The sequence below is a fragment of the Leyella stercorea genome, from assembly GCF_019052365.1.
Taxonomy (GTDB): domain Bacteria; phylum Bacteroidota; class Bacteroidia; order Bacteroidales; family Bacteroidaceae; genus Prevotella.
The window spans coordinates 19,065-33,889 of sequence record NZ_JAHQUY010000036.1 but is presented as its reverse complement, the minus strand read 5'-3'; the positions used below and the strand labels follow the sequence as shown (position 1 = coordinate 33,889).

Here is a 14,825-nt window from a genome sequence, read left to right as displayed (position 1 = left end):
CCTCCTTGCCTGCTATGCCACGGGCAACGTAACCAGTACGGGTAGTAGCACTGGCTATATGCATATCGGCGGTTTTTGGGGAAATAACTACGCCAACGTGATGACCGCCTGCTATTGGAAGAACAATCATGAACAAGGTATCGGCTACAATAAGAAAAGCACCGAAGCCACGAAGGTGGACGGCTCTGTCGTTACCTGGCAGAAAGCCGTTGATGCCATGAACACCGCCTTGCAGAACGCAGGCTCAAAGTGGCGTTACGAACTTAAAGGAGCATTGCCTACCTTGAGGAAGCAGTAAACCGTCGGGCGGGTGTACATTCTTCGCAATTCTATAGTTTTGCCCCCTAAAGATTTCTGTGAAAATCTGTGCAATCTGTGGGAGGTTTTTTACCTGAAGGGCATACTTGCTTTGTTGGTGCAGTGGGGACCACTGCACCCCCTAAAAAAACAAAGAGCAATAAAGTGATTACAACATAGAAACAACAAAAAGGGTGCACGAAGCACCCTTTTTGTTTGTTAGTATCTGAAGTGTTGAAAACCTCTTTACTTTACAGTTTCTTGAACACGCCCTGCATCTGCTCGCCGAGTCCGATGGTGTAGCCCTGCGATACAAATACTACGCGGTTGAATGTGTCGGCGATGATGAACATCGGCATCTGCTTCTCGTTCATCAGCTTCATCTCACGTGCTATCTGCTTGCGTACCGATCCGTCCTTGTCGAGGGCGAACTGCACGGTAGACGGCAGACCCGGGAACTCGTCGTGGTTGAACTTGGCTGCGTCGGCTTCGCTCTCGAAGAGCAGCACTACCGGACGGCCCCATGCCTCGAATGCTTCCTTCATCTTCTCGATGTCGTGCAGAGCGTGGTTGGTTGGTTCCTGACCTACGCCGAGGATGCCTACAACGTAATAGCCGCGACCGGTCTGTGAGAGCAGACTTACTTCCTTACCGTCCTTTGTAACGAGGCTCTCTGAGTTGAACGAACCGATTACTGTCACTTCGTTGGTGTTTTGGCGAATCTCAAGAGGCAGGGTTGTTGTCTGACCCTTTACAATCTCGAAGATACGGTTTGATGCGAGTACGCTGCCGTTTGCAAGACGTGTACCCGTGGTGAGCATGTATGTGCCGGCGTCGAGCTTGTAGCCGTTCTTGAACGTGTTGCTCCATGTAGTGCCGTTGCCCATGTCAGCCTGACCCTCATCGAAGTTGAGCAGCTGAGCCGTGCCGTTTTCTATGCGGCTGATTGTGAAGTGGCTGTAATACTTCGGGTTGTCGAGCAGCTTTGTAGGCTCGTATGTCAGCTTGATTGTACCGAGAGCTGCTGCGTTAGATGTCTTGTCGGCTGTGTTGTCGAACTTCACATCCTGCCATTCGCCGTTGTTTTTTTGGTGCACTTCCTTAGGGGGTGCACTTGTCTCAAGTGCACCAATAGAAGTTGGTTGGTGCACCCCTTTATTGGTTTTTTGGTGCACTTGAGACAAGTGCACCCCCTTAGTTTTGTACTGTATCTTGCCCGTCACAGCGTCCTTCTGTGCTTCGATGCCGAGGCTGCGAGCCACGTCGACGAAGAAGATGTCGCGCGAACGCTCGTCGGTAATCTTCGACCTCATCACGCCAACCGGAGTCTGTGCGATGCGCAGAGCCTTCTTGTCGGGGTTGAGGCGGATGTTCTTCTTTATCCATTCTACGAGCTTCATCGGGTCGGCGCGGAAAGCGTCGGCTGCCTTCTTGCTGAACGCCTTCTCGAAGTACTGCTTGAACGGAATTGTAATCAGCTCGTCCTCAACACGCGGCGAGAGCTGGTCGGTTGTTGCGTTGTAGCTGTCTTCGAGAATCTCGGTTGTGATGTCGCGCAAGTCTTTGTCGCTGAGTGTGGCGAGTATGCCCATCACGCGGTCTTCGTTGTCGCTGTGTCGTTTGATGAAGTCGACGATGGTCTGCTTGTTGCCGCGCGACTTGAAGATGTACTCGGCGCCGCGCTCATTGATGCGTTTTGCCTCCTCCATAGTGGGGAACGTTGCTGTATATGCCTTGCGAATGCTGTCCTCAAGAGCAAAGCGGCGCTGGTTCTCCTTGTGCATCTCGTCGCTGACGTATGGTAGCTGCGGATCTTCCTTCGGCGGAACGATGTCTAAGTAGGTGCATTTAGGGGGTGCACTTGTCTCAAGTGCACCAACAGAACTGGTAGGTGCACCCTCTGGGAGAGTGAGTGTTGCTTCCTTTTGCTTGCCGAACGATACCTTCTGGTAGGTGTATTTGCCGTCTTTCGACGCCCAAACAACCAAGTCGCCGATGCCTGCAGAGAGCGAGGTGTGACCGTTTGCGTCGGTATATTTTGTTACAGCTGTGAAGAACTCGGCGTAGTTGTAAATCTTGAACTCGACACGGGCGTTCTCTACCGGCTTGCCTTCGCTGTCCTTGACATAGAAGTCGATAGGCGCAACCGGCGCATAGTTGGAGGTGAGGTTGATTTCTGTGAAGTTGCTTGTGCGCAGCATCACCTCCTCAGGTCCGTTATAGTCGCCGAAAGCGCGTGTGTGCATGAGCATTGCTCGCGAAGCCGGCGCATTGAACCAACCGAGGTTGAGCACCGGTTCTGGTTCGCAGGCGCCGAGGAAGTACCATTTGCCGTCTGCCCAAGCCTCTACCCAGGCGTGGTTGTCGTCGGTGTGAGCCCATCGCGGTGTGTACACCTGGCGTGCAGGTATGCCTACGGCTCTGAGCGCTGCAACGGCAAACGTACTCTCCTCACCACAACGTCCGGTTGCGGTCTTGAGCGTTGCGAGAGGCGCTGATGTGCGAGCGTCAGAAGGTTGGTATGTCACTTTCTCGTGGCACCAGTGGTTCACCTCGATGATGGCGTCCATCATCGACATGCCCTTGATGCGGTCCTTCAATTCGTTGTAGAACACCGAGCGTGCATTGTCCAGAGCCTCGTTGTTGACACGGATAGGCACAACGAAGTGGCGGAAAAGCAGTTCGGGAACGTTCTTGCCCCAAGGCATCTCCTTGCGAGCCTTGAATGACATGCGTACGTTGTCGGCGAAGAACGAGGTAGGGTAGTCGGTGACGTCGGCAAGCGGCATGTAGGCATAGAGGAACTTCAATGCTTCCTGCTCGTCGGCGGTCAGATTTTCTTTCTGTGTGTTGTAGAATGTCTTGCCGACAGTCTTTACGCGCTCCTTGAAGATGTTCTCCACAGTGTTGCGGTAGTTGGTGTCGGAAATGAATTGTCCCTGCGCATTCGCTGTCAGACTCAAAGCGAATATGGATGCAGAAATAAGAATTTTCTTCATTGTCGTTTTTAAGTATTATAAAAAAGGAGGCTATGGCGTGTTGTCATAGTCTCCTGTAAGCTTTTCTTGTGTGTCAAAATTTTACAAGTAAACCTTGTAATACGCTTCTAACTTTTACAAGTCAATCTTGTTTACACGCTTCTCATGACGACCGCCCTCGAACGGAGTCTTGAAGAATTCGTCCATGATCTTCTCTGCTGTCTTGTTGTCGATGAAGCGTCCCGGCATAACGAGGACGTTAGCGTCGTTGTGCTGGCGTGTGAGCTGTGCAATCTCAGGATTCCATACCAATGCTGCACGTACGCCCTTGTGCTTGTTGAGAGTCATTGCCATGCCTTCACCGCTACCGCAGATACCGATACCTGGATAAACGTCGCCGTTAGAGATAGCTTCTCCCAACTCGTGTGCAAAGTCAGGATAGTCGCAGCTCAAATCGCTGTATGTTCCGTAATCCTTAAAAGGAATGTTGTGGCTCTCAAGGTACTCAACAACAAATTTCTTCAATGCGTAACCTGCGTGGTCGCATGCAATGCCTACTGTCTTAATTTCCATAGTACTGTAGTTTTATTGGATTATTAATAAAGCAAGCTTATGCAGAATTTCTTACTTAACGTGAAGTTCTGCATAAGCTATGCCTGTTTATTTAGATAAGTAATCTTTCACCTGCTTGTAAACGTTCTCTGCGTTGAAGCCCAATTTCTCGTCGAGCACCTTGTAAGGAGCAGAGAAACCGAACGACTCAAGACCGTATACCATACCCTCAACGCCTACGAGGCTCTGAAGTGTAACGGGGAGACCTGCTGTCATACCGAAGATCTTTGCGCCCTTCGGCAGTACAGACTCCTGATACTCCTTGCTCTGTGTACGGAACAGACCCTCTGACGGAACGCTTACGATACGTGTCTTGATGCCGTCAGCGTTGAGCAACTCGGCACCTGCGAGGAGTGTAGACACCTCCGAACCAGAAGCGAGGAGGATAACGTCGTAGTTAGGATCGTCCTTAACGATGTATGCACCCTTGCGAACCTGAGAGTAGTCGGTGCCTTCAGGCAGAGAGTTCACGTTCTGACGTGAGCAAATCATCGCTGTCGGAGTATCCATGTTCTCGTTAGCCATCTGCCAGCATACAGTTGTCTCGTCGGCATCAGCCGGACGGAATACGCGTACAGAGTCCTGACCCTTGTGGTTCTTCAACTTCTCCATAAGGCGAATCTGTGCTTCCTGCTCAACTGGCTCGTGTGTAGGTCCGTCCTCACCAACGCGGAATGCATCGTGTGACCATACGAACTTGATTGGAACGCGCATAAGAGCAGCCATACGGATTGCCGGCTTCATGTAGTCGGAGAATACGAAGAATGTGCCGCAAGCCGGGATAACACCACCGTGGAGATACATACCGATGCAGACGCAAGCCATAGTAAGCTCGCTCACACCTGCCTGGAAGAATGCTCCGGTGAAGTCGTCTGGTGCAAGCTCGTGTGTCTTCTTGAGGAAACCGTCGGTCTTGTCAGAGTTGCAAAGGTCGGCTGAAGAGCAAACCATGTTTGGCACCTGCTCTGCCAGTACGCCGAGGCAGTTGGCTGAAGCTACACGAGTAGCTACGTCGCGCTTCTGAACGAGAGCACTCCAGTCTACCTTAGGAGCGTCGCCAGAGAACCAAGCCTTCATCTGTTCAGCCTTCTCCGGATTAGCCTTGCGCCATTCCTCTTCGGCATCATGTCTTTCCTTAACGATCTCGCGAAGCTCTGCGTTGCGCTTTTCGTAAAGTTCCTTAACGTCGTCGAATACTACGAACGGGTCGTTGAGGTCGCCGCCAAGGTTCTTCACTGTGTTCTCGTAAGCGCCACCACCGAGCGGTGCGCCGTGAGTCTTCACGCTGCGCTCGTAGCTTGATCCGTCTTCCTTGCGTGCGCCCTTAGCCATTACGGTGTGACCGATGATGAGTGTAGGACGATTCTCTTCCTTGTTAGCGAGGATAAGAGCAGCGCGGATCTCGTCAGGATCGTTACCATTGATTTCAAGAACGTTCCAACCCCATGATTCGTACTTCATGCGTGTGTTCTCGCGCATCACGACGTCGCACTCTGTAGAGAGCTGAATCTCGTTAGCATCGTAGAACATGATGAGGTTGTTGAGCTTGAAGAGGCCAGCGATGCGACCTGCGCCCTGTGATATCTCTTCCTGAACTCCACCGTCAGAGATGTAGGCATAAATCTTGTGCTGCATCATGGTGCTGCCAAGACGAGCTTCAAGGAACTTCTCTGCAATAGCAGCACCTACGGCGTAGGTGTGTCCCTGACCGAGCGGTCCAGATGTATTTTCTATTCCATGAATAATGTCACGCTCAGGATGTCCCGGACATACTGTTCCCCACTGACGGAATGTCTTCAAGTCGTCAATTGTGTACTTGCCCTGCAGAGCGAGAGCTGAGTAGAGCATAGGAGACATGTGACCAGGATCAAGATAGAAGCGGTCGCGGCCTTCCCATGTCGGCTGATCTGGGTCGAAAACCAAGAACTCCGAAAAAAGAACGTTGATAAAGTCAGCACCTCCCATAGCACCACCAGGGTGACCAGATTTGGCTTTTTCTACCATCGATACAGCAAGCAGTCGAATGTTGTCTGCCGCATGATTCATTAAATCCTTATTATTCATTTTATTATTTAAAGTTTAACAGTTTCTTTCGTGGATAAAAAGGTCTTTTAGCTTGGAAACCGACTTTTTATGGTCTTTTTCCTTTGTTTCTTTTGCAAAGATAGCGATTATAGTTGATATAACGGCTATATTGTTTGCGGAATTTAAAAAAAATATTCGAATTGTTGTTGACTTTCCTATTACTATACTTTTACTTTTTGGTTGCTTTTCTTTTACTTTTTGTCGGAGCTTAGCTTCTAATTTTGTTGTAACCTACGAGACGATACGTGCGTTGTCCTATACCTTTATAATATATAAGCATTTGGTAGCTGTTCTCGGTTTGGTAGAAGTTGCCTTCTGTCGAAACGGGGTGGAGCGTGCCGTCATCGCACATTGTGAGGTATTGGTATGAGTAATAGCCTTGCTTCAATGGTATATACGCTTCGTAGAGCTTCGTTTGTTCGTTGTACGTCATCTCGTATTGCGGCGTGAATCGGTCGTTTGTCCACACGCCGTTGACAAACACTCTGCCGTTCTGTCGTGGAGCCTGAAGACGGAAGTGAACTGTTACGTATTCCGATATGCGGTCGTTCTCAATATTGTCGCTGTTGCGGATATAGAAACTACCATTGGCGTCTTCGTCGTAGATATAACTCGGTCGCGGAAGGTCGGTCCATATCTGTGCGTGATAGTTCTTGCCGTCCCAACCTACGTTCTCAATGCCAAGAGTAGGGTGGGTTACGTCAAGAATCTCAAACTTATGAAATTCGTTGCCGCCGTTGAAGATATAGTCGCGGTTGTGTTCCCAACGCAGTCCGCTGCCGGTCTGGTATTGTGGCGCTGCGTTAATGCGTGCAGTGCTCCAGCGTCCGTTCTGCATCACGACAGTATATAGTTCGGTGTTGGGATTCGTAATGCCAAGAGCCGAATAGTTTATCTCTGCAGCCACCTGCTGATGGGCTTTGTTTGTGTCGATATCGGTGTTTGTAGTCACCGCCATGCTCGTTTTAACCAGCGGCTCCACAACCATGAAGCAAGCCGTAAAGACGGTGTCGCCTTCGTTCTCGTCGTATACCGTGAGGCGATAGTTGCCGCTCATCTTTATGCGGCAATTCTCGTTCGGAATGGAAAGTCGATAGTGGGTGTAAAGCGTATTGGTGTTCAGCGATTCCTCGATGTCGTCAATGGTGCTGCCGTCTGCAAATCCTTCACAGTAGTCCGACTCGAAGATACCTTCAGACACACTCCAGTCGGCTTCGCAATGCTGCAGTCGGTAGGCATAGCGATGATACTCGTGCGTGAGGTCATCGAAACTGATGTTTATCGCTTCGCCGTTTAGCGTAGCTATAGGCATTGAGAGCCAGTTGTTGCCAGCCACAACCTGCAATGACGCGATGTTCTCCGACTTTATTTCGTTATATTGCGCAAAACTGTTGGTGGCGGCAAGCGCCGACAATGCGATGATTATAGCCAATAGGTGTTTTCTCATAATCTGTTGTTTTAGGAGCGCTTGCCTATTAGAAGTCTACCGACACCTTCACGTTGATTTGTCTGCCCGTAAGGTAGTTAGGAACTGCATACTGCTGACCGGTAACGTCAGTAATCCAGTAGTAGGAGTTAACGTTGTTTATGCCCAAGAGGTTCAGACACTCGGCGCCCACCCAAAGGTTACGGATAGGGTTGCGCTTGTTGTGTCGGTCGTTATTGTCGATGATGCGATAGTTCAAGCCGATGTCAGCACGCTTGTACGCAGGAGCACGGAACACGTTCGACTCGAGCTCTCTGTGCGGTGCCGAGAACGGCAGACCGTCGGCAAGTGCCAGCTTCAGCGACATCTTCCAGCGTGTGGTGCCGGGGAAGTAGTCGGTGAAGAACATGTTCACGGCATAGCGCTGGTCGGTAGGCAATGGGATAGACTTACCGTTCAGCTTCATGCTCGTGTTCATTAGCGAGAGCGACACCCAAGAGTCGGTGCCCGGTACGAACTCGCCGAAGAGCTTCAGGTCCAAACCTGCTGCGTGTCCGCTGCACATGTTGTCGCCATAGTATACCACCTTCACGTTGTTCACGCTGTATGGCACAAGATTGCCAAGCGCCTTGTAGTAAGCCTCGGCTGTGAACTTGAACGGACGGTTGTTCATCTTGAAGCGATAGTCGAAGCCCGCAATGAAGTGAATAGACCGCTGACTCTTTGCCTTGCGGTTGAGCGAAGCGTATGTTATGCCGTTCACCGTTGTGGTGTCTCTAATCTCCTTGAAGAACGGCGCCTGATAGTAAAGGCCGGTGGCGAAGCGCATCGTGATGTTGTCGTTGAAGGCAGGGATGATGCCCAGCGACAGACGCGGACTGAGGATTGTCTCCTTCGTGAAACTCCAGTAGGCGAGACGCACACCATAGTTCAATGTGTAGAGCGTCTTGCCTGCCGAACCCGTGAAGCGATAAGTGTCCTGCGCATAAGCCTCGATGCGGTTTGCGGTGAGCGTGTTCTTCGCGCGCATACTATATATCATATAAAGGTCTTTGCCGGTATGCGGAATGCTGTACTTGCTCGAGTCGCGCATCTCGTACTCCACCGAGTTCTCGTTGATATGCTCCCATTTGTATGTGAAAGCCGCCTCAATGTCGTGCTTCTTCTGCTTTGTCTTGAACAGCAACTTTGCACTTTCTACGTGCGCCTTAAGATAGTTGCGCGTGTGCTGGAAGTAGGTGCCTACGCCCAGGTTCTCGCTCGTCTCGGTCTGTGTGAGCCAGTACTGACCTTGTATGTCGTACTTCTCCTGTTCGCGCGTGTTGAATGCTGAGGCGATGAGCGAAAGACTTGTGTTCTCGCCGAACTTGCGTGTTATGCCCAACGAACCGAAGAATGTGCGGAACACGTCTTTCTCATGTCCGTCGAAGTAGACCTTGAACGCCTTCACGTTCTCCATCGTACCAAAGTTGGTCTCGCGGTCTTCAGGCGTGAAGTTGTAGTGGTTGTCCGATATGTTGCCAAGGAACTTGATGTCCCAACGCTTGTTGGGCGAATACGTAAGATAAGTCTGGTAGTCGATGAACGTAGGCTGATATTCGCCCTTAGTGTCCATCGAACCCAGCAGATACTTCGTCGTCTTGTAGCGCAAGCCGTTGCTCCACGAGAACTTCTTGTTGCTCATGCCCACGAAAGTGCTTGCGCCGAGCATACTTGCCGTGGCAGACGCTTCGAAGCGCTTCGGACGGCGGTATTCGATGTTCAGCGCAGACGACATCTTGTCGCCGTAACGCGCCTCGTAACCGCCCGTAGAGAATCCGATCTTCTCAACCATGTCGGGGTTGATTACTGAGATGCCCTCCTGCTGTCCGCTTCTAACGAGGAACGGACGGAAGATTTCCACATTATTTATATATACACTATTCTCGTCGAACGAACCGCCGCGCACGTTGTATTGCGACGAAAGCTCGCTGTGCGTCGATACGCCCGCCTGACTCTGTATCATTTCCTCCACAGCGTTGCCCGTTGTAGAAGGCATGTTCTTTATATGCTCCTTGCTCAGCTCCTGCGTCTGTCCGGTTTCGATGCGCTTGCCCAAGACGGTTACCTCCGACAAGGCGTTGTCGCTGCTGTGCAGCACTACCTGCATGGTCTGCTTGCCACGCGGACGGCGCAGCACGCGCACCTTCGTCTTGTAGCCAATCATCGAGAATCTAATCTCTACCGAATCAGCCGACTGCAACTGCAGACTATAGGTGCCGTTGAGCGCAGTCATGGTCATCTTGCCCTGCTTTGCGCACGACACAGACGCAAACTCAACTGGGTCGTTGTTTTCGTCAATGACCTTACCAGTAAGCGTAAACGACTGCGCGCTTGCAGATGCGTAGGCGCACAGACATAGTATTTGAAGTATAAATAATTTCAGTTTCATACCTAAAATAACGCCTGCCAGCCCGATTTATTGTATTTTTAGGCTCTAAAACCGCCTGTTTTTATAAAAAAGAATTAAAGAATGTAATTTTTACAATTATTATTTTGTAATTATTATAAAATAGTATATCTTTGCAAACGTAATAAACAAAGCAATTAGATAATGAAACACAGCGACGCGGTAACCCGACTTGTAGAACACGGCATAAAGCCCTCTGTTCAGCGCATTGAGATTATGCATTACCTGATGACACACTTCACCCATCCAACGGTGGAGGAGGTCTACAAGGCATTGCTTCCCAAGATTCCGACACTCAGCCGTACCACGGTATACAATACGCTCAGAATGTTCTCGGAGCACAACGCTGCTCAGATGATAACAATCAACGAGCACCGAGTTTGCTACGATGGCGACGTTAGCCTTCACGCTCACTTCATCTGCAAGTGCTGCCGCAAGGTGTACGACATTTTCGACGAAGTTTCGGATGTTGTCAACCGTAAGGAACTGGCAGGTCATCAGATTGACGACGTACAGCTATATTATAAAGGTGTATGCAAGGAGTGTCGCGAGAAACAGCTTGAGGCTGCCGCCGACTGATTGAAAGACAAGGCTTTTTTAACAAAATACTATTAACTCTTAAAACTGAAGAATTATGAAGAAGAAATTTATTTGCACAGTATGTGGTTATATTCATGAAGGTACAGAGGCTCCTGAGAAGTGCCCGGTTTGCAAGGCTCCGGCAAGCAAGTTCAAGGAGTTGAAAGATCCGACAGAAGGTCCGGCGTTCGCTACTGTTCACACTCTCGGCGCTGCTCGCGACGAGGAGGCTACACCGGAGATGATCAAGGATCTCGAGACTCACTTCAACGGTGAGTGCGGCGAAGTAGGCATGTATCTTGCTATGAGCCGTCAGGCCGACCGTGAGGGTTATCCAGAGATTGCAGAGGCTTTCAAGCGCTACGCATTCGAGGAGGCAGAGCACGCAAGCAAGTTCGCTGAGCTCCTGGGCGACGTTCTGAAGGACACAAAGTCGAACCTCGAGGCTCGTATCGCTGCTGAGCGCGGCGCTTGCGAGGACAAGTTCCGCATCGCAAAGAACGCTAAGGCTGCCGGTATGGACGCTACTCACGACACCGTTCACGAGATGGCTAAGGACGAGGCTCGCCACTGCGCAGGCTTTATGGGCTTGTACAAGCGCTACTTCGAGAAGTAATAACGACATGTAGTCGCACAGTCGGCTAAGATGTAACATAAAGAAGAGGATGTACCGAACGTTTCATGTTTCGGTGCATCCTCTTTTCATTGTGTAGCGTTCGCCGTCCGATCGGTTTCCGTTCGCCGTCCGATCGGTTTCCGTCCGCCGTCCGATTGGATTGCGTTCGCCGTCCGCACCGTTCGCGTTCGGTGCACGATGACTTTTCTTGGTTTTTAGGGCAATAAAAAACGGGTGTGTCCGAACTCCGGTTGAGGAGTTGGGACACACCCGCTATTGTTTTCCGACCAATAGTCTTATGGTCTTGCTCTCATTATCCGCAGAAGAACAGCACGACGAGCTGCGCCGTGAAGATACGCAGGAACATACTCAACGGATAAACCGTAGAATAGCCGATGGCAGGAGCCTCGCGCGAGCAAACAGAGTTGGCGTAAGCGAGGGCTGGTGGGTCGGTGTATGTACCGGCGAGCATACCCATGATTGTAAAATAGTTGAACTTGTACTTCATGCGTGCTATAGTGCCGACAATCAGGATAGGAATGATTGTGATGATGAAACCGGTGAGTACGTAGAGCAGACCGTCGCCTTCTACAACCGTGTTCCAGAAGTTGGCGCCTGCCTTGATGCCCACACTCGCAAGGAACAGCACAAGACCTATCTCTCGAAGCATCATGTTAGCGGATGTCGTGGTGTAGGTGTTGAGTTTCATGCGGTGGCCGAAGCGACCGATGAGGATAGCGATGATAAGCGGACCGCCGGCGATACCGAGCTTCAGAGGAACCGGCATTCCAGGGATAGCAAACGGGATGCTACCGAAGATGATACCGATGAAGATACCGATGAAGATGGTGGCTATGTTAGGCGCATCAAGACGCTTCACAGAGTTGCCCATGAGCTCGGCGATGCGGTTCACGTTGTCCTCCGGACCTACTACGAGAATCTTGTCGCCCACCTGGAAACGGTAGTTGCGGCTTGCGAAGAGGTCCATGCCCTGACGCGAAAGACGTGTAACGGTTACGCCGTATACAGACGAGAAGTGCATCTTGCCGAGTGTCTTACCGTTCATTGACGGGTTGGTAACGACGATGCGGCGCGAAACAAGCGGCTGCTTGCTCTCGTTCTCCTCCCACTCTGTCTCCAGTTCCGGACCGATGAATGCCTGGATAGCCGGAGCGTCAGCCTCGGCACATGCTACAAGCACCTCGTCGCCCATGTCGAAGACGGTGCGGCTGGTCGGGATGCTGTACTCGCCGTTCTTGAACAGACGCGAGAACACTACATCGCGGTTGAGGAAGTCGCTGATTTCTGCCACTGTGCGGCCAGAGAGGTAAGCATTGTTCACCTTCAGGTGCATCTGGTGCGGCTTAGCCTGCGGGTTCTCTGCCTCTTCAGCTTCAAGCTTCTGCTCCTCCTCCTCAAGCTTTGTGTGGGTAAGGAAGCGGATGGCGATAGTAGCACCGATGATGCCTACCACGCCAAGCGGGTAAGCGCAAGCGTAACCTGATGCAATCTGTGGCAACTCGCCGAAACCGTTCTGCCAAACAGAACTGAGCGCTTCGTTGGCTGCACCAAGACCCGGTGTGTTGGTAACGGCTCCGTAGAGCGTGCCCACCATCATCGGGAGGTTTGTCTTGTCGTTAGTGTCGAAGAAGAGGTAGTAGCAAGCGAACATCACGACCACGTTCAGCAGGATGGCTGTTGTAGAGAGCAAGTTGAGTGTTACGCCGCCCTTCTTGAAACTCTCGAAGAAGCCAGGACCTACCTGCAGACCGATGCAGAACACGAACAGAATAAGTCCGAAGTCCTGAATGAAGGTCATTGTGTCCTTGGGGGCTGTGAAACCGATGTGGCCTGCTAAGATACCAGCAAAGAGCACCCAAGTGACGCCGAGCGAAATGCCGCCAATCTTGATCTTACCCAGCAGGATGCCGACTGCAATGACAATGGCATAGAGTAGGGCGATATGGGCAATCGACTCAGTGTTGGTGAATAGGTTGATTATCCAATCCATTTTTAGTGTTTTAATAGTTTTAATATATAGTTCTAATAGTTTCTATACTATGTTGGGCTTTCGTTTGAAATAGCAATTCTGATAGATAACTAAAAATGATAATTCAAGATTGCCGACAACGTAATCGGCAAACCTGAATTATCAAACTCTATATGCTTAGTAGCTGCGAGCGATAATTACGCGCTGTGTAGCCGGCTTGCCAGAAACCATGTCTACACCCGGAGTCTGCTCGAACATGAACGGCACGCAACGGATGGTAGCCTGAGTCTCTTCCTTAATCTTTGCCTCGGTCTCGGCTGTGCCGTCCCAGTGGCAGAGGAAGAAGCCGCCGTCCTTGATGCGCTCCTTGAACTCCTCGTAGTTGTCGCACTCGTAGATGTGAGCGTTGCGAAAGTCGAGAGCCTTCTTGTAGATGTTAGCCTGGATGTCCTCGAGCAACTGCTCTACGTATTCAACGATGCCGTCGAACGAGCGTGTCTCCTTCTCGAGAGTATCGCGACGCATGATCTCGATAGTGTTCTCCTCGAGGTCGCGACCGCCCATAACGAGACGTACCGGCACACCCTTCAGCTCGTAGTCGGCGAACTTGAAGCCCGGACGCTTGTTGTCTGCGTCGTCGTACTTCACGCTGATACCTGCTGCGCGCAACTGGCTGATAACCGGAGCGAGCTTCTCAGAGATAGCCTGCAGCTGCTCTGCGTTCTTAGTGATAGGCACGATGACAACCTGGATAGGAGCGAGCTTCGGAGGAAGCACGAGACCGTTGTCGTCAGAGTGGGTCATGATGAGCGCGCCGATGAGACGTGTAGATACGCCCCATGATGTAGCCCATACGTACTCGGGCTTATTCTCCTTGTTGAGGAATGTAACGTCGAACGCCTTTGCGAAGTTCTGTCCGAGGAAGTGCGATGTGCCGCTCTGCAGAGCCTTGCCGTCCTGCATCATTGCCTCGATTGTGTATGTGTTCAACGCACCTGCGAAGCGCTCTGTCTCGCTCTTTACGCCCTGAACGACCGGTACAGCCATCCACTTCTCTGCGAAGTCGGCGTAAACGTGCAGCATCTTCTTTGCTTCCTCTTCAGCCTCCTCCTTTGTAGCGTGAGCTGTGTGGCCCTCCTGCCAGAGGAACTCTGATGTACGGAGGAACGGACGTGTGCGCATCTCCCAGCGCATTACGTTACACCACTGGTTGCACATCAAAGGAAGGTCGCGGTACGACTGAATCCAGTTCTTGTATGTGTTCCAGATGATGGTCTCAGATGTAGGACGGATGATGAGTTCTTCCTCGAGCTTAGCAGCCGGGTCTACCTCGATGCCGGTCTTGTCCTCGTTGGTACGAAGACGGTAGTGGGTCACCACAGCACACTCCTTGGCGAATCCCTCTACGTGCTCAGCTTCGCGGCTGAAGAACGACTTCGGGATAAGCAGAGGGAAGTAAGCGTTCTGTGCGCCGGTCTCCTTGAACATCACGTCAAGCTGGTGCTGCATCTTCTCCCAGATAGCATATCCGTAAGGCTTGATAACCATACATCCGCGTACGGCTGACTGCTCAGCGAGGTCTGCCTTTGTAACGAGGTCGTTAAACCACTGGCTGTAGTTCTCTGAGCGCTTTGTAAGTTGTTTTAATTCTTTTGCCATTATTTTTTAATGATTAATTTTATGTTCTTAAGTATCTTAATAATGTTGATTACATTAAATTTGCACTGCAAAAATACAAAAAATTGTTGTAATATAGCCACTATATCAAAAAAACCAGTATCTTTGCAGTTATA

Annotated in this window: 9 protein-coding genes and 1 pseudogene; 3 read left to right on the top strand and 7 right to left on the bottom strand. The window is 50.9% G+C overall.

What is annotated here, in order from left to right; translation table 11 throughout:
- Positions 1 to 298 (top strand): annotated as a pseudogene (locus KTQ90_RS07885) (fimbrillin family protein); the annotation flags it as partial.
- Positions 299 to 548: 250 nt separating this feature from the next.
- Here the strand turns inward: KTQ90_RS07885 and KTQ90_RS07880 are convergent.
- The 5 genes from KTQ90_RS07880 to KTQ90_RS07860 all read right to left on the bottom strand — a co-directional run bounded on the left by KTQ90_RS07880 (position 549) and on the right by KTQ90_RS07860 (position 9,829).
- Positions 549 to 3,296: a transglutaminase-like domain-containing protein gene (locus tag KTQ90_RS07880; protein ID WP_217317925.1), complete on the bottom strand. Its 2,748-nt coding sequence runs from the start codon at positions 3,294 to 3,296 to the stop codon at positions 549 to 551.
- A 114-nt stretch (positions 3,297 to 3,410) separates the two neighbouring features.
- Positions 3,411 to 3,848 carry a ribose 5-phosphate isomerase B gene (gene rpiB, locus KTQ90_RS07875; RefSeq protein WP_022430505.1) on the bottom strand — a complete coding sequence of 146 codons (438 nt, stop codon included), beginning with the start codon at positions 3,846 to 3,848 and terminating at the stop codon, positions 3,411 to 3,413.
- An 87-nt stretch (positions 3,849 to 3,935) separates the two neighbouring features.
- On the bottom strand, positions 3,936 to 5,951 hold the full coding sequence (locus tag KTQ90_RS07870) for a transketolase family protein (protein WP_217317924.1): 2,016 nt from the start codon (positions 5,949 to 5,951) through the stop codon (positions 3,936 to 3,938).
- Positions 5,952 to 6,180: 229 nt separating this feature from the next.
- Complete coding sequence (locus tag KTQ90_RS07865; RefSeq protein WP_217317923.1) at positions 6,181 to 7,419, bottom strand: type IX secretion system plug protein; 1,239 nt, start codon at positions 7,417 to 7,419, stop codon at positions 6,181 to 6,183.
- A gap of 28 nt (positions 7,420 to 7,447) precedes the next feature.
- On the bottom strand, positions 7,448 to 9,829 hold the full coding sequence (locus tag KTQ90_RS07860; protein ID WP_217317921.1) for a TonB-dependent receptor: 2,382 nt from the start codon (positions 9,827 to 9,829) through the stop codon (positions 7,448 to 7,450).
- 162 nt (positions 9,830 to 9,991) lie between these two features.
- Here KTQ90_RS07860 and KTQ90_RS07855 point away from each other — a divergent pair, with 162 nt between their 5' ends.
- Both KTQ90_RS07855 and KTQ90_RS07850 read left to right on the top strand, forming a co-directional pair.
- On the top strand, positions 9,992 to 10,426 hold the full coding sequence (locus tag KTQ90_RS07855) for a Fur family transcriptional regulator (RefSeq protein WP_217317919.1): 435 nt from the start codon (positions 9,992 to 9,994) through the stop codon (positions 10,424 to 10,426).
- 55 nt (positions 10,427 to 10,481) lie between these two features.
- A complete protein-coding gene (locus tag KTQ90_RS07850) occupies positions 10,482 to 11,042 on the top strand; it encodes an NADH peroxidase (protein ID WP_022158509.1) in 561 nt (186 codons plus the stop codon).
- Between the two features lie 313 nt (positions 11,043 to 11,355).
- Here KTQ90_RS07850 and KTQ90_RS07845 read toward each other — a convergent pair whose 3' ends face one another.
- Together KTQ90_RS07845 and proS are read right to left on the bottom strand one after the other, a co-directional pair.
- Positions 11,356 to 13,053: a putative transporter gene (locus KTQ90_RS07845; RefSeq protein WP_217317918.1), complete on the bottom strand. Its 1,698-nt coding sequence runs from the start codon at positions 13,051 to 13,053 to the stop codon at positions 11,356 to 11,358.
- Between the two features lie 156 nt (positions 13,054 to 13,209).
- Entirely contained in the window at positions 13,210 to 14,691 is a 1,482-nt protein-coding gene (proS, locus tag KTQ90_RS07840) for a proline--tRNA ligase (protein ID WP_022158512.1), read from the bottom strand.
- Between the last annotated feature and the right edge of the window lie 134 nt (positions 14,692 to 14,825).

Bases quoted from the DNA above. Each gene is read 5' to 3' on its own strand.
- KTQ90_RS07880 (WP_217317925.1), bottom strand. From the start codon at position 3,296: ATGAAGAAAATTCTTATTTCTGCATCCATATTCGCTTTGAGTCTGACA.
- rpiB (WP_022430505.1), bottom strand. From the start codon at position 3,848: ATGGAAATTAAGACAGTAGGCATTGCATGCGACCACGCAGGTTACGCA.
- KTQ90_RS07870 (WP_217317924.1), bottom strand. From the start codon at position 5,951: ATGAATAATAAGGATTTAATGAATCATGCGGCAGACAACATTCGACTG.
- KTQ90_RS07865 (WP_217317923.1), bottom strand. From the start codon at position 7,419: ATGAGAAAACACCTATTGGCTATAATCATCGCATTGTCGGCGCTTGCC.
- KTQ90_RS07860 (WP_217317921.1), bottom strand. From the start codon at position 9,829: ATGAAACTGAAATTATTTATACTTCAAATACTATGTCTGTGCGCCTAC.
- KTQ90_RS07855 (WP_217317919.1), top strand. From the start codon at position 9,992: ATGAAACACAGCGACGCGGTAACCCGACTTGTAGAACACGGCATAAAG.
- KTQ90_RS07850 (WP_022158509.1), top strand. From the start codon at position 10,482: ATGAAGAAGAAATTTATTTGCACAGTATGTGGTTATATTCATGAAGGT.
- KTQ90_RS07845 (WP_217317918.1), bottom strand. From the start codon at position 13,053: ATGGATTGGATAATCAACCTATTCACCAACACTGAGTCGATTGCCCAT.
- proS (WP_022158512.1), bottom strand. From the start codon at position 14,691: ATGGCAAAAGAATTAAAACAACTTACAAAGCGCTCAGAGAACTACAGC.